This is a genomic window from Photobacterium frigidiphilum, assembly GCF_003025615.1.
Lineage (GTDB): Bacteria > Pseudomonadota > Gammaproteobacteria > Enterobacterales > Vibrionaceae > Photobacterium > Photobacterium frigidiphilum.
In genome coordinates this window covers 123,945-143,064 of sequence record NZ_PYMJ01000006.1, presented here as the reverse complement: position 1 = coordinate 143,064, position 19,120 = coordinate 123,945, and the positions used below count along the sequence as shown (strand labels likewise).

General features: G+C 41.7%; 28 protein-coding genes, 1 other RNA gene and 1 pseudogene. 4 read left to right on the top strand and 26 right to left on the bottom strand.

The window, feature by feature from the left end:
- Window positions 1-64: 64 nt before the first annotated feature.
- From C9J12_RS08245 to C9J12_RS08235, 3 genes are all read right to left on the bottom strand, one after another.
- Complete coding sequence (locus tag C9J12_RS08245; RefSeq protein WP_107242255.1) at window positions 65-598, bottom strand: hypothetical protein; 534 nt, start codon at window positions 596-598, stop codon at window positions 65-67.
- Window positions 599-606: 8 nt separating this feature from the next.
- The gene (locus C9J12_RS08240) at window positions 607-1,023 is read right to left on the bottom strand and encodes a Mor transcription activator family protein (protein WP_107242254.1); all 417 of its coding nucleotides are present in this window, start codon (window positions 1,021-1,023) and stop codon (window positions 607-609) included.
- Window positions 1,024-1,100: 77 nt separating this feature from the next.
- The gene (locus C9J12_RS08235) at window positions 1,101-1,646 is read right to left on the bottom strand and encodes a gp16 family protein (protein ID WP_107242253.1); all 546 of its coding nucleotides are present in this window, start codon (window positions 1,644-1,646) and stop codon (window positions 1,101-1,103) included.
- 91 nt (window positions 1,647-1,737) lie between these two features.
- Here C9J12_RS08235 and C9J12_RS08230 point away from each other — a divergent pair, with 91 nt between their 5' ends.
- Window positions 1,738-1,995, top strand: a complete 258-nt coding sequence (locus tag C9J12_RS08230; RefSeq protein ID WP_107242252.1) for a hypothetical protein — start codon at window positions 1,738-1,740, stop codon at window positions 1,993-1,995.
- On the opposite strand, the gene C9J12_RS08225 is transcribed toward C9J12_RS08230, so the two are convergent.
- From C9J12_RS08225 to C9J12_RS08150, 16 genes are all read right to left on the bottom strand, one after another.
- Window positions 1,958-2,254: a hypothetical protein gene (locus C9J12_RS08225; RefSeq protein WP_107242251.1), complete on the bottom strand. Its 297-nt coding sequence runs from the start codon at window positions 2,252-2,254 to the stop codon at window positions 1,958-1,960. The genes C9J12_RS08230 and C9J12_RS08225 overlap by 38 nt on opposite strands.
- Window positions 2,255-2,274: 20 nt before the next feature.
- Window positions 2,275-2,346, bottom strand: an RNA gene (locus C9J12_RS08220) — hammerhead ribozyme type II.
- Window positions 2,347-2,349: 3 nt separating this feature from the next.
- Entirely contained in the window at window positions 2,350-2,814 is a 465-nt protein-coding gene (locus tag C9J12_RS08215; protein ID WP_107242250.1) for a hypothetical protein, read from the bottom strand.
- A gap of 1 nt (window position 2,815) precedes the next feature.
- Window positions 2,816-3,049: a hypothetical protein gene (locus C9J12_RS08210; protein WP_107242249.1), complete on the bottom strand. Its 234-nt coding sequence runs from the start codon at window positions 3,047-3,049 to the stop codon at window positions 2,816-2,818.
- 196 nt (window positions 3,050-3,245) lie between these two features.
- Window positions 3,246-3,758: a hypothetical protein gene (locus C9J12_RS08205; RefSeq protein WP_107242248.1), complete on the bottom strand. Its 513-nt coding sequence runs from the start codon at window positions 3,756-3,758 to the stop codon at window positions 3,246-3,248.
- Window positions 3,759-3,899: 141 nt separating this feature from the next.
- The gene (locus tag C9J12_RS08200) at window positions 3,900-4,520 is read right to left on the bottom strand and encodes a DUF3164 family protein (RefSeq protein WP_107242247.1); all 621 of its coding nucleotides are present in this window, start codon (window positions 4,518-4,520) and stop codon (window positions 3,900-3,902) included.
- A complete protein-coding gene (locus C9J12_RS08195) occupies window positions 4,504-4,719 on the bottom strand; it encodes a hypothetical protein (RefSeq protein WP_107242246.1) in 216 nt (71 codons plus the stop codon). The genes C9J12_RS08200 and C9J12_RS08195 overlap by 17 nt, the downstream gene beginning before the upstream one ends.
- 3 nt (window positions 4,720-4,722) lie before the next feature.
- Complete coding sequence (locus C9J12_RS08190) at window positions 4,723-4,914, bottom strand: hypothetical protein (RefSeq protein ID WP_107242245.1); 192 nt, start codon at window positions 4,912-4,914, stop codon at window positions 4,723-4,725.
- Window position 4,915: 1 nt separating this feature from the next.
- The gene (locus C9J12_RS08185; protein ID WP_107242244.1) at window positions 4,916-5,341 is read right to left on the bottom strand and encodes a hypothetical protein; all 426 of its coding nucleotides are present in this window, start codon (window positions 5,339-5,341) and stop codon (window positions 4,916-4,918) included.
- 13 nt (window positions 5,342-5,354) lie between these two features.
- Window positions 5,355-5,690: a hypothetical protein gene (locus C9J12_RS08180; RefSeq protein ID WP_107242243.1), complete on the bottom strand. Its 336-nt coding sequence runs from the start codon at window positions 5,688-5,690 to the stop codon at window positions 5,355-5,357.
- On the bottom strand, window positions 5,677-5,985 hold the full coding sequence (locus C9J12_RS08175) for a hypothetical protein (protein WP_107242242.1): 309 nt from the start codon (window positions 5,983-5,985) through the stop codon (window positions 5,677-5,679). The genes C9J12_RS08180 and C9J12_RS08175 overlap by 14 nt, the downstream gene beginning before the upstream one ends.
- 2 nt (window positions 5,986-5,987) lie before the next feature.
- Window positions 5,988-6,311, bottom strand: a complete 324-nt coding sequence (locus C9J12_RS08170; protein ID WP_107242241.1) for a helix-turn-helix domain-containing protein — start codon at window positions 6,309-6,311, stop codon at window positions 5,988-5,990.
- Entirely contained in the window at window positions 6,298-6,600 is a 303-nt protein-coding gene (locus C9J12_RS08165) for a hypothetical protein (RefSeq protein ID WP_107242240.1), read from the bottom strand. The genes C9J12_RS08170 and C9J12_RS08165 overlap by 14 nt, the downstream gene beginning before the upstream one ends.
- A 2-nt stretch (window positions 6,601-6,602) precedes the next feature.
- Window positions 6,603-7,319 (bottom strand): AAA family ATPase, encoded by a 717-nt coding sequence (locus tag C9J12_RS08160; RefSeq protein ID WP_107242239.1) that lies wholly within the window; start codon window positions 7,317-7,319, stop codon window positions 6,603-6,605.
- 37 nt (window positions 7,320-7,356) lie between these two features.
- Window positions 7,357-9,561 carry a Mu transposase C-terminal domain-containing protein gene (locus C9J12_RS08155; protein ID WP_107242238.1) on the bottom strand — a complete coding sequence of 735 codons (2,205 nt, stop codon included), beginning with the start codon at window positions 9,559-9,561 and terminating at the stop codon, window positions 7,357-7,359.
- Between the two features lie 8 nt (window positions 9,562-9,569).
- Complete coding sequence (locus C9J12_RS08150; protein WP_107242237.1) at window positions 9,570-9,794, bottom strand: helix-turn-helix domain-containing protein; 225 nt, start codon at window positions 9,792-9,794, stop codon at window positions 9,570-9,572.
- A gap of 135 nt (window positions 9,795-9,929) precedes the next feature.
- On the opposite strand from C9J12_RS08150, the gene C9J12_RS08145 reads away from it, so the two are divergent.
- Both C9J12_RS08145 and C9J12_RS08140 read left to right on the top strand, forming a co-directional pair.
- Window positions 9,930-10,679 carry an XRE family transcriptional regulator gene (locus C9J12_RS08145; RefSeq protein WP_107242236.1) on the top strand — a complete coding sequence of 250 codons (750 nt, stop codon included), beginning with the start codon at window positions 9,930-9,932 and terminating at the stop codon, window positions 10,677-10,679.
- Between the two features lie 201 nt (window positions 10,680-10,880).
- Entirely contained in the window at window positions 10,881-11,168 is a 288-nt protein-coding gene (locus C9J12_RS08140) for a LysR substrate-binding domain-containing protein (protein ID WP_322348868.1), read from the top strand.
- A 39-nt stretch (window positions 11,169-11,207) separates the two neighbouring features.
- Here C9J12_RS08140 and punR read toward each other — a convergent pair whose 3' ends face one another.
- Window positions 11,208-12,110, bottom strand: a complete 903-nt coding sequence (gene punR, locus C9J12_RS08135) for a DNA-binding transcriptional activator PunR (protein ID WP_107242235.1) — start codon at window positions 12,108-12,110, stop codon at window positions 11,208-11,210.
- A gap of 105 nt (window positions 12,111-12,215) precedes the next feature.
- Between punR and punC the strand changes: the two genes are divergently transcribed.
- Window positions 12,216-13,424 carry a purine nucleoside transporter PunC gene (gene punC / locus C9J12_RS08130; RefSeq protein ID WP_107242234.1) on the top strand — a complete coding sequence of 403 codons (1,209 nt, stop codon included), beginning with the start codon at window positions 12,216-12,218 and terminating at the stop codon, window positions 13,422-13,424.
- A gap of 162 nt (window positions 13,425-13,586) precedes the next feature.
- Here punC and C9J12_RS08125 read toward each other — a convergent pair whose 3' ends face one another.
- The 6 genes and pseudogenes from C9J12_RS08125 to C9J12_RS08100 all read right to left on the bottom strand — a co-directional run bounded on the left by C9J12_RS08125 (window position 13,587) and on the right by C9J12_RS08100 (window position 19,106).
- Entirely contained in the window at window positions 13,587-14,210 is a 624-nt protein-coding gene (locus tag C9J12_RS08125) for an SCO family protein (protein ID WP_107242233.1), read from the bottom strand.
- A 3-nt stretch (window positions 14,211-14,213) separates the two neighbouring features.
- On the bottom strand, window positions 14,214-15,905 hold the full coding sequence (locus C9J12_RS08120; RefSeq protein ID WP_107242232.1) for a multicopper oxidase family protein: 1,692 nt from the start codon (window positions 15,903-15,905) through the stop codon (window positions 14,214-14,216).
- Window positions 15,906-16,205: 300 nt separating this feature from the next.
- A pseudogene (locus C9J12_RS08115) lies at window positions 16,206-16,340 on the bottom strand (IS630 family transposase); the annotation flags it as partial.
- 346 nt (window positions 16,341-16,686) lie between these two features.
- Window positions 16,687-17,433 carry a transporter substrate-binding domain-containing protein gene (locus tag C9J12_RS08110; protein WP_170111736.1) on the bottom strand — a complete coding sequence of 249 codons (747 nt, stop codon included), beginning with the start codon at window positions 17,431-17,433 and terminating at the stop codon, window positions 16,687-16,689.
- Between the two features lie 380 nt (window positions 17,434-17,813).
- Window positions 17,814-18,212, bottom strand: a complete 399-nt coding sequence (locus tag C9J12_RS08105; protein ID WP_107242230.1) for a YMGG-like glycine zipper-containing protein — start codon at window positions 18,210-18,212, stop codon at window positions 17,814-17,816.
- A 273-nt stretch (window positions 18,213-18,485) separates the two neighbouring features.
- Entirely contained in the window at window positions 18,486-19,106 is a 621-nt protein-coding gene (locus C9J12_RS08100; protein ID WP_107242229.1) for a TetR/AcrR family transcriptional regulator, read from the bottom strand.
- Between the last annotated feature and the right edge of the window lie 14 nt (window positions 19,107-19,120).

Here is a 19,120-nt window from a genome sequence, read left to right as displayed (position 1 = left end):
CCGAATGATTTAGTGGGTTTATTCGATTGTGCTATTTATTTAGATTGGGTGAGATTAACGCGGATTATTGAAAATTAACGTAAATGCTTTCTTTCTTATCGTTAAACCAATCAACAGTAAAGTCAATAGTTCCTTGTTGTCCATCACGCTCCCACGCAACACGACAATACCTAGATTCAGCCGACATATCATAGTTTGTCTGACCAAAGTCAGAAAAAGTATAACCATCACCGTAGTTATCTTTCGTTATATCTTTCACTAGCTGTATAACTTCCATACTGTCACAAGTTGAAACGTCACCACCAATATAATCCTTATAAGTAAGCCCTAAAACAAATATGGCCGCAAGGGTAAGAATGATTTTTTGCCCATTTGTTACAGTTTCCGCATTAGGATTTTCTTGTGCTTTTTCAATGAAACTATTGCGCTTAAATAAGTAATATGGGAAGCAAACTATCCACACAAATAAGCATCCAAGGGTCATCTTAAACGGTGATGGAGTGTTTGACTCTACACTGCCTAATTTATTCGCCTTAGCATCAAGCAGTACCCAGCATGAGCTAGCAATAATTACAATCGGTATAATAAAAACTTCCATTTTTTCCCCTAAAACAATTCTGGTTGATGTTTTTTAATTTCACGTTTGCGCATTTTAGCAATCACGCGGTAAACATGCTGCATGCTTACGTCATATTTTCTAGACAACTGCACAACATTATCACCTGTGAAGTCATTCCATATATTTAAATGGATGAGCATCACTTCAAGGTGATGGCCGCGAGGCAAGTAAAATTGCATTCCACCAAACGTTTTACAGATTTCGCTAAGTTGCTTTATGGCGATGGCTGGGTCTGCGCCCTCATTCTCTAATTGACGCTTTAGTAGATCGTGCATGTCTCGCATCGCTTCCGGCCATCGGTTACTGTCTTGCTCTTCTGTTAACTGCTCAATATCAGATAAAGAGACGCCTTCAAAACCAAACATATCAACGGTGGCGTCATTATTATCAATTTGCTTGTCCATGGTTAATCCTCTCGCATTCAATCAATTACGAAAACTGTAACCGATTAAAGCGGTGATGTATCAAGATTACCTTTGGATTATTTTTTATTTGTTACCTCTTCATAGCATATTAAGACTGATGCATAACTTTTTGCAGCACGAATTTGCAGTAACTTTTCGTGACCATTTTCCACCATCCATTCTCGCAACGCGCGGGTATGCCACTTTTTTAATGACTCTAAAACAGCATAGGCTTGATGGCTATCCATCCAACCAACATGATCAATGTTTGTTGTCATGCGTCTTACATAGGCATCTAGTGCCGTTTCACTTTTGTCTTGCACGATACCGTGCTGATACATAGTGATCCAAATCGCACGTATTTTATCAATCTCGGCATGTTTGGCTTTACCAGAACGCGGACTTAAACGACGTTTAAAGCCTGTTTTACCAACCTTTGCTTGGCGTTTAAATCCTTTAGCTTCCATGTGAGCCACTACCAATTCAAGCTCTTTGATACTCATCTTGGAGCATGACACTTTACTCGCCACTTCTTGTAGCATGGCGCGATACGTTTCATCATCCAAACCAAGCTCTCGCTTGCCGACGTGGATCAATTGAATTAGGCGATTGCGATTATTCATAACTACCTCTCAAAAAAAATGGCGGCGCTTTCGCGACCGCCGGACTCCTGATAAGTTATTGGTGCGAAACAAACACTTAAAGGAGATAAAAATGTCAAATAGCAACAATGCTCAGCTAGAGTTAGATCTAGCCACATTCACCTTATCAGCCAATACATTAGTCAAGCTGGTTAAGAGACAAGTACTAACTGTTGATGATGCTCTTGAATGCCTTGAAACAACCCGTTTGACTCTTAGCAATAAGGAGGACCTGCTTAAAGAAACCCCAAACTGCGTGCTAGATGTTGATTGGCACCTAGATAACATAACGGCTATTCTTGAGGCGCTCCGCCTTCGACAAAAAGATTAAATACACAGACTGCATCTTTTGCTGAAATTCTCTCATCAGCGTGCAACCCTAGCTCGCGACGGATAATATTGTCGCGAGCTATATTATTGAAATATTTTATTTCATCTTCAAGGCGACCAACATCTCGATCAATCTCACGCATCACACGCCTAAATGACCAATCTTCATCTACAGCCTGTTCGATAACGCTTTTAAGCGTGCCAATAAGATCGCGCTTTTCAGCTTCACGATCAAAACTCATCAGTGGAAACTTTTCCATTTATAACTCCTTGGTAAATATAATGGCTGCTCATCAGTGCCTAGCCGCCATGCTAGGCAGACAAACAAGGGGTGGCCTTGTTTGTTTCGCTTAATTTACTGCGTCAAAAATGCGGCTTTGACCAACTCTAATCCCTCTAGCTTTTTAAACTGACGACACAGCACAGAGGCTTTCGGGAAATATGGTAGATAAAAGCCATGGCGATCATGAAGTTTTGGAAATTCTTTTTTTGCACGACGCTTGCCGAATATCTTTTCTATCTCTTTAACTTTTTTCGGCGTGTAATACGCCTTTGTTTTGAGCTTCCACACATCACGAATAATTGTGGGCAATCCTTCAACTTCATCTTGCTCGGCATTGGTTCTTGCGCTCATCCAACTACCACAAATGGTGCCATCGATATAAACGGCTAGTTCTGTTTTTCCCTCACCAGAACGTACACGGTTAATACTGACCAAATAGCCGTTAAGCTTAAATTCAACATCTACCCAATAACCTGCCATTTCTTCTTCAAGGTTTTCCCACTGTTCTTTCGTGATTGCTGATTTTGTTGTTGCCATGTCATTCGCCTTCGTTGATTACTGCTAGTAACTTTCCATCCAATATCGAGCGGTATTCTTCTTCAACCGAAGAGGGCTCTTTTCCCATCATCCAGCGAAGGGCGGCGGCATAGCCATCTTCAAAAGAATCGTCTGGATAGGCTGTGCCGACTTCTTCCAATAAACCTTCTGCACAAAATATTTCATTCTCAATCGCGCCAATACTGTGTACGGCAATGAATGACTTATTACGCATATTATTCACCTATCCAATTGATACATTTACAAATGAGAGTAAGTACAAGATAAACTCTATAACTACCCACCCAACAATCGCACAGATGAATCCAAACGTAATAATTACCGCACCCCAACCTGAACCGTCCATTTTTTACCATCCTCACTACCAGTTAACTTACTCATGCGCCTTGCACGCGCATGGTGAAAGCTAACTACACCAAAGGCTTAATTTCGTAATCACATATATAAGCGCCGTGCGCCAATTCATTACCGTCTTCATCGGTATGCCGTATATTCGTTTTGGTTGATACGCCATGAGTGCGCCCAATCATTACGTTCTCTACACCTTCATCCCATACATCACCCAAATAACATTGAATATCGTCATTCGAATGCAACCTTGCTTCTTCTTTCGTTTTGAAAAACAGAAATGTGTCGCCATCTGGGTCATGGGAAAACCACGGGTATTCTTGCGATGGTGAGTGTTGATAATTCTTTTCAGAACCATTTATATATTTAATCGTATTATTACTGTTTACTAATACAGGGGCAGTAAATGGCAATTCAATGACGCCATCCTCGACATTAAAATCAATGACACTGCCATCCATATCCGTTATTACCAAGCCTTCAGATATCACCGCTAAGTGCGTAGCTAAAATGCTGGTTACATCGCTAACGTCTAGGCCGCAGTCTTCAATCGCTTTGATTAAGTTTTTGTTCATGTAGCTAACTCCTTGCTGTTATTTAAAGCACCACAATACAAACTCAACAACTGACCACTGAAAAACAAATGCAGCCATTACGAGCAAAGTGAAAATCAACCCCCATCCATAAGCTTTTATTTTTTCCATATCGATAATTCCTTATAGCTTGCTGATATCGAGTGATATTTGCTTGTATTGCCCGTTGCTCTGACGCTCATACAAACGCAAGTACGTGCTTGTCCCTGAAATTTGAATAGAGTCAGCAATGGCATCCATTGCTTCCATCCAGTCGGCATCGTCGATGTCTAGCGACCGCAAGCTTAATACCTGGTTAACATCAATATGACCTTGTTTGCTCACGCGAAATGCATGCTCAACCAACGCTTTAATGTGATCGTTTGCCCCTTCTGACCAGCGATGAATACAGGCATCAATCTTTGCTTTTGCGGCCTGTATACGCTCATCAAAAACGCGGTGCTCGCCAACTGCACGTTGCAGCTTGTATTTACCATCGAATGACATGAGTGAAACGTTGCCCTTGGTTCCGCCATAATTAACGCCATACTCTTCAGCGCTCAAGTCAACAAAGTCGGCGATGTTACTCATAGCCGCAGCTTTGAATGCAGCAAGGCGCTGCTGCTCAATACGGGCATCCTCAACGATTTTTTTAACGACATCATCACGCAATAGGTCGATGGCTTTTATTTGACTATCTGGTACAAGGTGGCCCATTGCATTTACACGGTAACCATCAGGGATTTGATTAGTGGAATGAGGCATTGTTTGAGTCCTTTTTTGGTTCGAGAAAATCTCTAGCAGCAGCTGCTACCGTTCTTGGAAGATGCAGCGCAACATGGTGAGCTAGACCATTTAATAACTCTGACTTCCCTTGAATTTCTGAACACGCAAATTCAAACTGACCATTCGCGTGTTCTTTAATGGTTATAATTACTTTTGCCTTGATTGCTGGCTTCGCCATGACTCATTCCTTTTCCGTTATATTTAAGGCATCGGTATTGCGCTCGACACCCATTGAAATCAACATACTTTCTACGTTTTGGGTAATCTGAGAGGTGACTGCATCCACCCCCGCATCCCCCGTAAACTCTGCTAACCCTTTAAACCCAATGCGCCCATCAGGGGTGCGGCCAAACTCCAGCGTAATCTTTGCCATATCAAGCCCCTCCAATGGATGCGCAGCGCAGCAGCCTGTGAAAGGCCCTTGATACCGCATCATCGTTTTTATATTGCTGTGCGCGAGTATTTGCTGCGCGTTGTTTTTTGGGGATGGGCTCCTTCGCACCCTCAACCTTGCTAATCCATGCGCCTTTTAAGTTGCGGCAGTAATTACATACACCGCCAGTCAACACCCAACATGGCCGCACTCGACGGCACGCAGGGCAGGGAATAAATAACCCAACCTCTGTCACTAAGGTGTACACATAAGGCTTTCTGTTTGAACGGGTAATAAACCCCCTGGCAATAAGCATTTGTAATCGCCCGTGAACACCTCTTTTTGATGCGCCACCAACACTAACGGTTAGTTCAGTTCTCGTGGCTGGGTGGTCGCGCAACTGCTCAATAATCTTTTCAACAAGCATGTGGTAATCCTTATCAAAAGTTTTTAGGCCACACCGAATTGGTGGCAGTACTGTACTCATTAAGATGGCTAACGAGCGCCTTGCATTGTTCGGTTTGCGCTTCTGGTAAACCATCGGTCCAGCGGATAACACAGCTATTAAAGCGTGCGACATAAATGGTGCGACTTGCAGCACCACCAACACGCTCAACGATGGCGACCGCTTTCTGTGAAAGGCGAACGGTTGGAAAGTTAATTTCAATGACTGGACGTGAGTACGAAAGATTAAAAGCAACTATTTCGCTGCCTGCTCTACATAGCAGTGCTACGGCATTTTTCACTGCGCGACGGCGTTCATTAAGCTTCATCATTTATGTAATCCTCTTTTACAGCTGACCAGTGTTCATCCAAATCACCACATACGATATCGAAGAGCACATGACTCATAGTTACCACCAATGCAAAAATTGTTATTTCAACGCTAGCTTCTTTATTGAGACTATTGATCTGAAAACACAAAAAATAATCACCTTCGTCAACGTCAAATTGAATACAAGAGAAAGGCACGCTAACACTCCCATTAATGAGTAAACATTGAAGAGTTTCTGGAGCAATAGTGACAATGCCTTTGAAGTTGGTATCAATACGCCCATAATGTCGAAACATTGCTATTCCCCCTTACACAGCGAGCTATGAGGGCAGCCGCTTCGGCATGACCGATACATTTGAACGCGCATTGGGTTTGTCACTGAAAACTTTCGGTTTTGATGGCTTTGACACACATCTAACGTGATATCACCTAGCATTGGACAATCTACTGTTTTACCAAGTAGCGCACCTTCAACACGTTCTCTCACTCGCTCAATATTTCCGTTGCTGTATTTCCCGTTTAGTACCTGGCTAATGACCGCTTTGCTGTACCCAATACGTCTGCTAATTTCAGCCTGTCCGTGTTGTTCACATTCTGTTTTTAATGCTTCAATCCAGCACATAAACAACCGCCTTATTTAAATCAAAAACACATCGCTCTTTTGTCCAATGACGCGGCGCATGCGGACCTGTATTTCTCAGTAAGCGATACATAGCAAAAGGGCCATTTTTACTTGGGTCTTTTTTGAGATAACCCGCTCTTCGTAGTACACCCACAAACACACTTGCATAGTTCAAGCTAACCTCGGCGGTTTGTGCAATATCTGACGGAGTGAACACACCTAAAATACGCATGGATTGCCACATCTTTTGTTTTGAGTTGCCAGATTGATAAGTAGCTTTTACGCCCATAATTAATGCCCTCGCTTGGTTGGCCGATGACCAAGGAAGAAATCACGTTTAAACTGCGATTTACCAATCATTGAAAGCCCTTGGATTTTTGCTTCTTGCTCAATCTGCGCCAGACCAACAACAAGACGTCGAATCTCTCCACGCGTCGCTGCAATCAGCTCATTAAGTAAGTCATCTTGAATCTCGACCTCGCACATTCCCTTAGCCATCGTTACTGCATCGTCATGGTCACAAGGTGCAAACTCAATCCAGTGCATAATTCTATTTTCAAGTTGGGCATAGCGAGCAATCTTCTTGCGCATCTGCCCCATACCTATCATTAATACAGGCACGGTTGAGAGATCGTGAATGTCACGCAATGTCTCCATCATTTGTTCATTACCAACAATATGATCGGCTTCATCAACAAAGAGGGGGCGCTGCGTTTCAGCTAGCTTTTCTATTACACGCATTTCAAGAGCGGCACGGGTTCCTTTCGTATCTAGGTCCAATTCTTCTGCAATGGCACGTATCATTGCAGATGCGTTCCATAGGGCTAGCGCGCGAACGTAAACACCGTTACAGCGGTTAATTAACCACGTCGTGGCGGTTGTTTTCCCTAGCCCTGAGTCTCCCCAGACCAACCCCATACCCGGTGTATTAAAAGGTCGGTCTTCGAGCGCCTGATAAGCACTGGCTAAACGGGCTACATTCTTGACAGGAATAATTTTATGCTTCATAGTTTTCTCCGTAGTTGTTTTTTGGCGGCAGTGTTACTTAGCGGAATGCGCTGTCGCCGAAATCTTCCCAGACCATGTAACGGCCTTTAAATTCAGGAGTGGTTTCATAGCGTTTTTTCCAGTGTGTATTAACCTCATCTAGCTGTTCCCCAACTTCCACCTTGTCGTTCAACTCCAGCCACCGTAAAAAACGTGTCTCTTCTGTTTCATTTTCTTTCTGAGACTCACGATGTAAATCCCGCAGGATATCGAAATCCTTTTGCGTCAACTGTGGGATATCTGACTTCCCTTCATTTTCTAGCGCCTGTGTTGCATCAGCGGCACCTTGAAGGGAGGCGTTATTAAAAAATTCGGTTCTTTTTGGCATGGCGACTACACTCGCAACTTGCTCTTTAGCGTGATCAATAATGCGGTCAGCAACATCTCGGGTTTTATATTTACGCTTAGATCGGTTGATAGCTTTCTTGGCCTCACTTAATGCCGAACGCTGTAGACGCTTCGCTTCAGCAGCAACATCTGCACGGTTAAGGCCTTCGTATTCAGGACTGTTTGCAATGCAGATAAACGTGCCGTCGAGCTCGCTTAAAATCACACGTCCTAGGTCATCTTTGTCGTAACGCGTTTGAACTTGATGCCCGATATACAGCGACAACTCAGGAGCACTGTAGTGGATACCGTCAATCCTGATACCTTTCTTACTAACAGAGCGAATACCACCACTGGTCGGTACAGATAACAGCTGATCTAACGCGCGCTCATTTTCAACGCGAACAATCGCACCGTTATAGCTATTGACCTTCTCAAATGGACTGGTATTTAAGGATCCATGTTCACGATGCATGTAAACGCTGTTAACCCAATCATCACAAAATACTTGAAGCTCTTCTGGTGTCATATTGACGCGAATGACTTCTCTATCTTTATCCTTTTTCTTTCCTTTCATTAAACGGTCAGCAAAAGATTTACGCGCCTCTATATCTTTACGCTCTGAAACATTGTGACCGACAAAGCCAGGCTTTAACTCTAAAAGGTCGTGGCTAAAGCTACGAAAGAAACGTTCAATATGCGGCTTTTCCCACGGGCTAAAGGGGGTACATATGTCATAGGTAATATCGAGTGCATCCAAAACGCAGAGCATTCCTCGCGATACATAATCAGAACCATTATCCAACTTGACGCCCGCAGGTTTTCCGAATTCAAGAATGGCACGGCGCATCAAGGCCGCATTCGATTCCGTTCTTGGTGTCTCTGTAACCATTAGCATTGGGCGTCGAGACCATACGTCGATGAGACCTGTGAGGTGATAACGACGCTCACTACCATCTGGCAAAGTACACAATAAATCCGCAGGGGTAGCATCTAGCTCCCACAACTGATTCAATTCATTAATGCCATCACTAATACAGCCAAATGCTGCCATGTACGTACTGCGCCATTGGTCTGGGTTCTTTATGCTCATATAAAGACTGGCATTTTCTTCCTTCCATCGTTTCAACCAACGCTGAGTTGACGTTAAAGAAGGAATATCGAGGGAAGTCCCACTAAATTGCGCCATAATGGCCTTTCGCATTTTCATGCCTTCTGCATGTGGGAATTCAGCGATAAATGCCACCGCGAACTCTTTCATGTCAGGCTGAACCTCAATGATGAACGCACCCTTATTTGATGCTTTACGAGAATCTAAGGCTGCTAGACCGCCTTCTCTATACCACTTCCTCCAACGACGAACAGAAGCATCACTAATAGAGCCCCCCAGCACAGCATATGTACCTTCATCTAACTCAAGCTCTTTCGAATTAAAGAGACAAACAAAATCTTTTGTTGCTTGGGTTCGTCCTTCTTCGACCTTCGATATATAGATATCGCAAGCACTGAGAACTTCTGCACGAGCAAGGCATCTAGCTTTGCGCGCACCAGTTATGCTATTCATTGCCAGTGCTTTTTCGTCGGGTGAAAGTGAGTCTGCTTCCTCGGCATTTTTCATTTGCTTAAGAACGCTAAACTTTTCCCGTGCGGCGGCAATTTCTTTCTTTGCTTGCATCTCACGAAGGTATTGTTGCGTCTTGGTTGGCAAGCAATCGATATGATATTCAAATGCTTTTGAACCTTGGCGCTTGCGAAAACTCTCGCCAGCAGCCAAACCGATCTCTCTCGATGATAATTTATCTAACTTGGCTCTTATATTATGAACATTCGTCGGCATATCTGGCAGACCAGTACATTCTTTTGCTGTTAACCACATACATACACCTACGCAATTTTCTTGTCATAACGACTAGGCCAGATTGACTCAGGCTTTTCATTAAGTGCATCAGCAATAATTCGCTCCCCTTTTGGCCATCGCATACGGAATACATTTCGCAATGTTGCTGGGGCTAAATCATTCGCTCTTGCTAATGCCGAAAGATTTGTCCCTAGCTTCTCTAGAGCGCATTTCACATCAGCGTCATGCCAGTCATGATCATTTGTTTGCATTTTGATATCCTTGCGGGTTACACGCCCGAGTAAATATATCGTGTTGCTTGTTGGTGTAATTAATATAGCGACGAAAAATCCGGATGTCAACACCACTACGGATTTTTCTCCTTGTGTTTTATTTAAGGGTTTCTAATGACAAAGCTAGATGTACCAACGAGTTCCGGAGAAAAATCCTTAATCTCGCAAAATAATCCCTTAGGGATTATTCCTAGCGAACAAATAATCCCCTTTAAAGAAAGGTTAAAAGAGGTTATTGGTAATGACTCAATAATGTCGTTCGCTAGAAAGTGCAACCTTTCGGATAAGACTTTAAGGGATTACATGAGCGGCAAGTCTTACCCAACTCTAGATAGACTTGCGCTAATAGCAGAGGCATCAGGTAGAAATATTAGCTGGCTAGCAACAGGAATAGAATCTGCCGCCATCAAGGTAGAAAGGGTTAACGAATTAATTCACGTTCCCCAGTATGATTTAAGAGCCAGCGCAGGCACTGGCTGCCTTGTGGTATCGGAGACACCTATTGCTGAGTTTTCTTTTTCAAAGGAATGGTTGATAAGCCAAGGCCTCAATGGAGCGAAACTGTCCGTGGTTCCCGTTTATGGAGACTCTATGGAACCTACTTTGGTAGATGAAGATCTAATGTTGGTTAAGTTAATCGATGATCCTAGAGAGGGGCGCGACGGCGTTTGCGTAATTAGGATAGATGATGAGATAATGGTGAAGCGGATTCAGTATGATTTCATGAAACAAGGCTACTATGTTCGCAGTGACAATAGTGCTTACAGTCCGTTCTTTATCGAGAAAGAAGAACTTAAGAGGTTTCATGTTATAGGTCGCATGGTAAGAGTTCTTCAAAGGGCCAAGCAAACACCTGTAAGTTAACTCAAAAGGGCTCGTTTAATTTGCTCATCTTGCGAGCCCTGTAATTATTTTGTGGTCACTTCTTGTGATTTTATCATTTTCTTGTTCTCGGTCTAAAAATTCGCTCAGCCCTTGTACTCATTGGGATAACCACTTATATCCAAGGAACACCGCTTATAACACAGTTTGGTCATATAGGTAGCCTCGTTACATGATGACAGTATTAAATCCAAATATAAAATCAAAGTGAGCAGTAATCGCAAATGTAACGATGGCGATATTGTTAAACGTTGGGCCGTTGCTGGTAAAGGCATAGCGCTAAAATCACGTTTAGATTTAAGCCATGATCTAAATGCAGGTCGAGTAATCGAGCTAATGCCCGATTACTATGTAAAACCAACAAGTTTATGGCTAATGTGCCCAAGTCGAAAACAGGTTACTCCTGCTATTTTACTATTACGAGATTTGCTAAGAGAAAAATGCCAAGCACTGTTAACGACTACAAAATAGGCAAACTAAAATAAAGCACTTATATAAAGTCTACCAATTTTAACGCATCCATTCGCGGTGAAGCTGCTCACTATCACCCAGATAAGCGAGTAGCCATTCAAGTGCAGGGTTTACGCATTCAGTATTCCATGCAAGGCAACATGGGCTAACCGCGGGTTTATTCACTAACTGCTTTTCGACTAATTCACCCGATTCAATCCGAGGAATTGCCATATGCGTAGGTACAACACTGATCCCCAACCCTGCTTTTAAACACTGTAGCGCACTGTACCAATTAGGTACCATGATTCGGCGCTGGTTATCCATTATCCAGGTAACACGTTTAGGCAACGTACGCGCCGTATCTTCAAGGCAAATTGCCGGATACTGAACTAACTCTTCTGCGGTAAGTTTATGTTCTACGTTTGCTAAAGGGTGATCTTTACTCACCACAAATTTCCACGTGAGCGTTCCCATATCACGATAATCGAACGCACCACCCACAGGAACAGCAGCGGTAGCACCAATAACTAAATCTGCTCTGCCATCAGCGAGGGCATCCCAGACACCATTAAACACTTCCATACTCAAATGCAATTCCACATCAGGAAAGGCAACGTAAAAATCACGCACTAAGGTATTTACTCGGCTTTCCCTTACCACGGTATCTAAAGCAACAGAGACACTTTGCGACCAACCATTCGCTACACGCTGTGTTTGCAAGCGCATCAATTCCATTTGCTTAATTAATTTGCGTGCTTCTTCGACAAAATACTCGCCAGCTGGCGTTAATTTGACCTGCCTGTGCAAGCGAACAAATAAATCGACAGCTAAACGCTCTTCGATTAATCGAACAGTGTAACTAATTGCACTTGGTACTTTATGTAATTCTTCTGCCGCAGCGGAAAAGCTGCCACGTCTAGCGACAACATCAATAACTTGCAGATCATTGTATGAAAACATATCACATCAAATTTTTTGAAAGCAATGTTGAAATATTACCGTTTCACAGCAAGTAAAACCACCATTAAACTTGCCGCAATGTTATTTGATTAAAAGAAAAGCGTAATGAAAAACCAACCATCAAAAATCACCCTAGCCTGGTTTGCATGCCTTAGTATGTTAGGGTTTCTCGCAACAGACATGTATTTACCTGCATTTGCAACAATTCAAGAAGAGTTTGGTACAACACAATCACTTATTGGTCTCTCTTTAAGTATCTTCCTTCTTGGTATGGCGTTAGGGCAGTTAATCTACGGACCACTTTCAGACCGCATTGGACGTATTAAAGTCTTAATTGGCGGTATGACATTATTCAGTGTCGCTTCGGTATTATGTGCTTTTGCACCGAACGTAGAAATGTTTCTTGTAGCACGTTTTGCACAGGCTTTAGGTGCATGTAGTGCAACCGTTATTTGGCAAGCAGTTGTGGTTGACCGTTACGAAGGTAAAGTATCTGAACGCGTGTTTGCGACAATCATGCCGCTAGTAGCCTTATCTCCGGCACTTGCTCCTCTAGCGGGTGCAATGCTTGAAGGTCAATTCGGCTGGCGTAGTATTTTTGTCTCTCTTGTTGGTTTTGGTGCTGTTTTAGCGATTATGTCACTGAAAGAGACTGAAAGTGCACCAACCGCTAAAAACCATGAAAAAGTATTCGTCCAGCTAAAGAAAGATTACAAGCAAATCTTAAGTTCAAAAAAATTCATCGGCAACATGCTAATTTTTGCAGCATGTTCTGCAGCGTTCTTTGCTTATTTAACAGGCTCACCGTTTATTATGGGAGCAATGGGTTATTCAGGCGCTGATATCGGCTTAAGCTATGCCCCACAAACAGTTGGTTTTATTGTTGGTGGCTACGGTTGCCGTACACTATTAGCTAAATATGAAAGCAAGAAGATTTTGCCATGGTTACTAACGCTATTCGTTACCACGGTAGTGATGATGTTCTTGATTTCACTAAGCACATCACCAACATCAATTTGGCCAATCTTGCTTCCATTCTGCTTCTTAGCGGTAGCAAATGGCGCGATTTACCCAATCGTAGTTAGCCAAGCGTTATCAGAATTCAGAAACTGTAGTGCGACAGCAGCTGGCTTACTTAACTTTATGCAAACAATGGTTTGTGTTGCAGCAAGTGCATTAGTATCAGCATTCACTGCACATGGACTAATTACGGTAACAACAGCCATGTTCGTAACAGGTTTTGTCGCTCTGATTGGTTTCAGCCTTGTTGTACAAGCGCGTAATGAAATACCACAAGACGCACAAACTGCTTAACGTTACATAGCGTATAACGTTATTGATATTAAGTTGATGTTGTAAGTGCTAAATGTAATAAATACGAAAAGTCGGCCACAAGGTCGACTTTTTTGTATCTGCAATATGGTATGACAATCTCGATTAACGGCTAGTACGCGAATAAGACAACGAATACATGATTTACATCACTTTTGAAATTGCCTTTAAAATATCTTTAGGTGAAATAAGGGAAGGAATAGCAACCCATGTTCCTTGAGGCTCATTCCCATAAACCAATATACCTGCATGTTGCGTTTTATCCGCATCCACTATCGGGTCAAGGTCATAAACACCTAACTTACGCCTAAGCCTTTCTATATCGTCATACTCTCCTGTTAAAAATAACCAACCGGGTTGCGCCGAAAATACGTCAGCATAACGTCTAAGACGTTCAGGAGTATCAAATTCAGGATCCAAAGTGATTGAATAAAAATAAATATCTTTACCCAGTTTATCACCTAGCTCTTCCTGTACTCTAGCCAACCTTGAAGTCGTAGGAACACAAATACCGCCGCAATTTGTATAAATAAAATTAATAAGTACCACTTTATCTTTGACTAAATCGTCATAAAATCTCACAGGCTCATTAAATTGATTTATCAGTTCAATATTGGGTAAATAGCCTTTCATTCTTACGGACGGAAATGTTGATGTCACCTCTTCGGCAACAGTATTGTTAAACCTGTTTGTCTGGGTCTTTGCAAAATATTCAAAGCCCCCAATCAAGCCTACCCCAACAACCATTAAGATCAGTAAAACTTTCATTCACTATTCCTCTGGCTTAACATCAAATCGTGCCATCATCCGCATATCCTCATGTTCAAGGTTATGACAATGAAATACCCACGGACCGGGGTAATCTCTGAATTTAATGAAGACTTCAACCTCGTCATTTGGACCAAGAATAATGGTATCTTTTCTCGCCATACCATCTCTTTCTTCTAAAGGCGGCCTTTTACCGTTACGGCTGATCACTCGCATAAATTCAAGATGAACATGGATAGGATGCCACCAGCCACCAGATTTATTAATAAAGCGCCAGATAACAGGTTGGTTCATCACAGGGCTTACCATTGGTCTTGAGAGATCAGCCAACTTTCCGTTAATCGTCCATGCGCCTTGTTTCTTGTCAAACTCAAACTCACTGACTTTGGCGCGTTTCAACTCTGCTTTAGAAATAGGATCAAAGGGTCGTAGGCTATTAGGAACAAGACTGTTATCTTCAACGTCCCCTCCCTCAACGATAAATTTAAGTAACCGAGGTCCTTTATTGGGGGTATCAGGTCGTAAGAAGTCACCTTTTGGACCGCGTCCGTCTTCTTGTCGCAATCTATTTTCAATAAAGATTACAGTTCCCGCTTCGAATTGAGAAAAGTCGAAAATAATCTCTCGGCGCTCTGCCGATCCTAATAATATTGACTCTCGACCTCTGATAGGGGATGAAAATAAACCACCGTCAGTCGCAATTATGTCAAATGGATAAGTATTTCGATCTTTGTCAGTTATAAATAATTGATAAAACCTTGCGTTAGAACCATTTAATAAGCGAATTCGATATTTCCGGCGTTGTACACGATGAAAAGGCTGAATCATTCCGTTGACCAAAAACTTATCCCCTAAAAACCCGTTATGATCGAAAGAGTTATAAAGTAATGAGCCATCACGTGCGAATTGTTTATCTTGAAATGCAAGGGGTAAATCAAATTCACCACTCGGTAGTTGCAATCCGCTGGTATCATTTTCATCACCAGTATCAAGCTCATCAAAGATAAGAAAAAAACCAACAAGACCACGGTAAACATTGGGTCCGGTAAAATCAAAAAAGTGATCGTGATACCAAAGTGTCGATGGACGATCAAAGCTATGTGCTTCATCTGTTGAATAACCTGGATCTTCCATATCATAGCGATAATCATAAAAACCACCGCGTTCAAATATTGGATGAAAACCTAAGTTATCAATATCTTCCGGAAATCCATCAGAGCGGGATTCAATATGCCCACCATGAAAATGAACCGTGGTATGTGTTAAGCCAAACCCTTTATGGTCTATTGGTAAGTGATTATTGAAACGCACACAAATAGGCTGTTTATCGGCTCCCATTTTAACCATAAAAATCGGTCCGAGGGCTGTAGCATTACTTGGCTCAACATTTGTGTCTCGATAGCGCCATATCGATGTTTCAGGTAGGTCACTGTGCATACTTACCATTGCCTGCTCTTCAATCATCTCAAAATGCCTTGCATTGGCAGGTACATCTAATTGATGTTGATTACCCACATCTAGCGGTGGGAAAGGTAAAGGCAGCGCATCTTTGAAGGGGGTTGTTGCTGGGCTAGCAATATTATCATCATCAGAAGACCCTTTACCTTTTGCTCCAAAGTTATAATTGGTATAGAACAAAGTAAGCGTTCCTATACTCGAAATACCTATCTGTATCAGGCGTCGTCTTGTTACCATAAAAGTACTCCATCAAACATGTGTAAGAATAAAATGTGTTTATTTAATCCCTTACAAATCAACGTTTGCTGGCGGCATGTTGTTACAGATATTACTTGTGAACATCGACGCTTATACAAGCTATTTTTTATAGATGTCTATGTAATAAACACTCTGTAAAACGTATTTCTGAAGACAATTTCAATATGTACGCTGATCAAAATTTGTCTAACAATCCTTTTCTTCCTATCCAGAAAATATAACCAAACCGATCAAACTATAGATTCAAATGCAGTATTTTGCATCTAGCAATATACCCAATCAACTTGAAGATGCAGAATTTAGCACCTGAAAGTTATCATTAAGCCGAGACGTCAATGAGCCGGCGATCTCTGGAAGAGTGACAGTAAAAAATTGGTCTATAGCTTCCCTGAAGTCACGTTTACTCTTGAAGTATTCATAGATAAGTCTCCAATGTGTCAACTTATCTCAGGACGGGACAGTTGATATAAAAAAGCCGCTAAATAATAGCGGCTTCCTTCTCACCCAAATTAGAGGTAATACCAACCTAAATAAGTACCTGTTCATTCTTGCTGGTTAAAATCGATAATAACAGCGTTAGAAATTTTATAATTAGAACCACTAGTTACTTCAATTTCTGCCTTGTTCTTACCGATTTTTCTTGCGCAAATTTATGACCATTTACTTATCCAGATTGGTATAGGTTGTTTCTTCCTGAAACGATTAATTGTCTACATTTCTATTTTTATTATTTACCTGACTTTACATCATGGTATTAGCGCTAACGCTCTAAGTGCACCAGTCCCCACTTTTTAGCAATACGTTCGAAAAAACCCTGCGTCTTTTTTAACTCAACCCAATGGTTAATATAATTTATCCATACTTGGTCATCACGTGGTAACAACATCGCGATGGGTGTTGGTCTACGCATTCCTTTTACATCTGCAATTTTGAGTTGAGAGAACTTGCGCGTTATTGTTGCCGCTTCTACATTAGACGTCACAATAACCGTTGCTCTGTTCGCTAAGAGCTCCTGATAGTCTCGAACCTCTGAATCAATCACATTATGTTTTGCTTTAGGAAAGAATTCTTTAACCATACTTTCTTGTACTGTGCCAAGTGAAGAAGCAACAGTTACTGAAACATTATTGAAATCATTCCATTTATTAAAACGCGTCATGTTCTTTTCTTGAATAACAGGAACAAATGCCAAGTAAAAATAGGGCTGACTATAACCTGCCACTCTGGCTCGATGCATATTCAGCGAGGCACTGCCCGTCATATCATATTTATCTGTCACTACACCATTAACGAGATTTTTCCATTCAGCAGCAACATACTCAACCGTTACACCAAGATCTTTAGCAAGCTCGGTTGTAATATCTATATCGTATCCTTTATAAAAATTTGTTGCGGGATCTCGGATAGTCATCGGGTTCCAATCCCCCGTTGTCCCAACTTTTAATACACCACGATCGATGATTTGTTGCAGGCGACTTGAAGCAGCATCAACTTGTTGTGAAAGCATTAATCCTGGAATAGCGACCAGTAATGCACATACTTTACTGATGGACCAAGTCTTCATGATCACCTCGTAATTTATATTGATGATGTTGAAACACACAAAATAAACATAGCAGTAAAATGTGATCTGAAAGGCAAAAAAATGCTCAATAGTATGCTAGGTAGCTCTATTTTTCATTTATCTTAAAAGTAAGAATTTTTAGGCATTATTCTCAAAAATGAGTCATCAAAATGAGCTATCTGATCAGATAAGCTGACATTTAATTGCATTAACTACCGTTGTGATTTGGAATCACAAAAGATTAAAACAAAAAATCCCACACTTGCTTATTATCGGAATAAGTAAGTATGGGCAGTATTAAACTGAACTGTCGTGTTCGCTAATTAATCATCACGCTTATCTAGAACGGTATACCCTTTTTTCTCTAAACAATTACGAACAACGTAATCAGCATCATTCAAATCTTTACTTCGACCAGCAAGACCACCACTTACGGCACCAGTTGCACCACCAATGGCTGCACCTTTAGCAATACCTTCACCCGTAGCAGCTCCTGCTACCGCGCCTAAGCCAACACCTAGCAGAGCACCATTACGACGGGCTGCAACTTTACTACCTGTCGCTTCATCGGCAAAACCAAGGCACTCTTGATATGCCGTATCATAATTTTCATCTTTATCCATCACAACAGGCTTCGTGTTATACGACAAGGCACCATGACCAGAGCACCCCATTAAACCGAGAGAAATAACTATTGTTGCTGCAATCGTTAGCTTTTTCATACCGTATAACCCTTATGCTGAGCAGATGAAATAATTAGAGAGTCTCCATGTCTCGTTGCCAATATTCATTGCAAACATTGACGTCCTTGGTATGCGGGTAATTTAACCAACTGCAGCATTTCTAGCTAATCACTAATTCTTAACCAATTGATAAGCGTTACTTATGATTCAGTATTTTTATATAAGAAAAGCCCATTATCTCTTTACTAACGGCAAGAGATGATGAGCCTTAACATTTACTACACAGCTAACACGAGTAACGAAATTGAAAATCTATGCTTTAACTTCATAGCCAGCTAAGAAAAGATCCACACAGCTATTTAAATAGGTTCTGCGTTCTTCTTCTGTTTCTCCATTGCTCTCACCTAAGTAAGACCAATAAACGATTCTTCCATGCCACATTAGTAATAGCTGCATCGCAGCTTCATGAACCGGTATAGGCACATTCAGTACACCTTTATCGATAAAATATTGAATATAATCAGCCAACATATCGGCTGTCGCTTTAGGTCCAGCGCTAAGATATACCTTCGCGAGTTGGGGGTGGCTATCTCGTTGGCTAATAGCCGTTTTGTACGTATGCTGGGCTTCTTTCGTTAACAACATGCTTTGAAAAGAAAAAGCAAAATCACACAAGACTTCACGAATCGGCCTTGGGTCATCGATCAACCTTCCATCTAACTGATTTTCTGAACATTTTGCTTTTATGCACGTTTCAAAAAGTTCATCTTTCGTTTTGAAGTGTGAATACACTGTTTGTTTCGATACTTGCGCTTTTACTGCTATCGCATCCATGCTGATCGCATAACCTTGCTCACAAAACAGCTCTCCTGCTGCTTGTAAAATTTGTTGTCGTTTTTGCTCACTTCTTGGACTCAACACTACGGTCACCATTAATAAAACAACTT

Excerpts from the sequence above, each read along its gene's own strand:
- C9J12_RS08245 (WP_107242255.1), bottom strand. The coding sequence starts at position 598 with ATGGAAGTTTTTATTATACCGATTGTAATTATTGCTAGCTCATGCTGG.
- C9J12_RS08240 (WP_107242254.1), bottom strand. The coding sequence starts at position 1,023 with ATGGACAAGCAAATTGATAATAATGACGCCACCGTTGATATGTTTGGT.
- C9J12_RS08235 (WP_107242253.1), bottom strand. The coding sequence starts at position 1,646 with ATGAATAATCGCAATCGCCTAATTCAATTGATCCACGTCGGCAAGCGA.
- C9J12_RS08230 (WP_107242252.1), top strand. The coding sequence starts at position 1,738 with ATGTCAAATAGCAACAATGCTCAGCTAGAGTTAGATCTAGCCACATTC.
- C9J12_RS08225 (WP_107242251.1), bottom strand. The coding sequence starts at position 2,254 with ATGGAAAAGTTTCCACTGATGAGTTTTGATCGTGAAGCTGAAAAGCGC.
- C9J12_RS08215 (WP_107242250.1), bottom strand. The coding sequence starts at position 2,814 with ATGGCAACAACAAAATCAGCAATCACGAAAGAACAGTGGGAAAACCTT.
- C9J12_RS08210 (WP_107242249.1), bottom strand. The coding sequence starts at position 3,049 with ATGCGTAATAAGTCATTCATTGCCGTACACAGTATTGGCGCGATTGAG.
- C9J12_RS08205 (WP_107242248.1), bottom strand. The coding sequence starts at position 3,758 with ATGAACAAAAACTTAATCAAAGCGATTGAAGACTGCGGCCTAGACGTT.
- C9J12_RS08200 (WP_107242247.1), bottom strand. The coding sequence starts at position 4,520 with ATGCCTCATTCCACTAATCAAATCCCTGATGGTTACCGTGTAAATGCA.
- C9J12_RS08195 (WP_107242246.1), bottom strand. The coding sequence starts at position 4,719 with ATGGCGAAGCCAGCAATCAAGGCAAAAGTAATTATAACCATTAAAGAA.
- C9J12_RS08190 (WP_107242245.1), bottom strand. The coding sequence starts at position 4,914 with ATGGCAAAGATTACGCTGGAGTTTGGCCGCACCCCTGATGGGCGCATT.
- C9J12_RS08185 (WP_107242244.1), bottom strand. The coding sequence starts at position 5,341 with ATGCTTGTTGAAAAGATTATTGAGCAGTTGCGCGACCACCCAGCCACG.
- C9J12_RS08180 (WP_107242243.1), bottom strand. The coding sequence starts at position 5,690 with ATGATGAAGCTTAATGAACGCCGTCGCGCAGTGAAAAATGCCGTAGCA.
- C9J12_RS08175 (WP_107242242.1), bottom strand. The coding sequence starts at position 5,985 with ATGTTTCGACATTATGGGCGTATTGATACCAACTTCAAAGGCATTGTC.
- C9J12_RS08170 (WP_107242241.1), bottom strand. The coding sequence starts at position 6,311 with ATGTGCTGGATTGAAGCATTAAAAACAGAATGTGAACAACACGGACAG.
- C9J12_RS08165 (WP_107242240.1), bottom strand. The coding sequence starts at position 6,600 with ATGGGCGTAAAAGCTACTTATCAATCTGGCAACTCAAAACAAAAGATG.
- C9J12_RS08160 (WP_107242239.1), bottom strand. The coding sequence starts at position 7,319 with ATGAAGCATAAAATTATTCCTGTCAAGAATGTAGCCCGTTTAGCCAGT.
- C9J12_RS08155 (WP_107242238.1), bottom strand. The coding sequence starts at position 9,561 with ATGTGGTTAACAGCAAAAGAATGTACTGGTCTGCCAGATATGCCGACG.
- C9J12_RS08150 (WP_107242237.1), bottom strand. The coding sequence starts at position 9,794 with ATGCAAACAAATGATCATGACTGGCATGACGCTGATGTGAAATGCGCT.
- C9J12_RS08145 (WP_107242236.1), top strand. The coding sequence starts at position 9,930 with ATGACAAAGCTAGATGTACCAACGAGTTCCGGAGAAAAATCCTTAATC.
- punR (WP_107242235.1), bottom strand. The coding sequence starts at position 12,110 with ATGTTTTCATACAATGATCTGCAAGTTATTGATGTTGTCGCTAGACGT.
- punC (WP_107242234.1), top strand. The coding sequence starts at position 12,216 with ATGAAAAACCAACCATCAAAAATCACCCTAGCCTGGTTTGCATGCCTT.
- C9J12_RS08125 (WP_107242233.1), bottom strand. The coding sequence starts at position 14,210 with ATGAAAGTTTTACTGATCTTAATGGTTGTTGGGGTAGGCTTGATTGGG.
- C9J12_RS08120 (WP_107242232.1), bottom strand. The coding sequence starts at position 15,905 with ATGGTAACAAGACGACGCCTGATACAGATAGGTATTTCGAGTATAGGA.
- C9J12_RS08110 (WP_170111736.1), bottom strand. The coding sequence starts at position 17,433 with ATGCTTTCACAACAAGTTGATGCTGCTTCAAGTCGCCTGCAACAAATC.
- C9J12_RS08105 (WP_107242230.1), bottom strand. The coding sequence starts at position 18,212 with ATGAAAAAGCTAACGATTGCAGCAACAATAGTTATTTCTCTCGGTTTA.
- C9J12_RS08100 (WP_107242229.1), bottom strand. The coding sequence starts at position 19,106 with ATGGTGACCGTAGTGTTGAGTCCAAGAAGTGAGCAAAAACGACAACAA.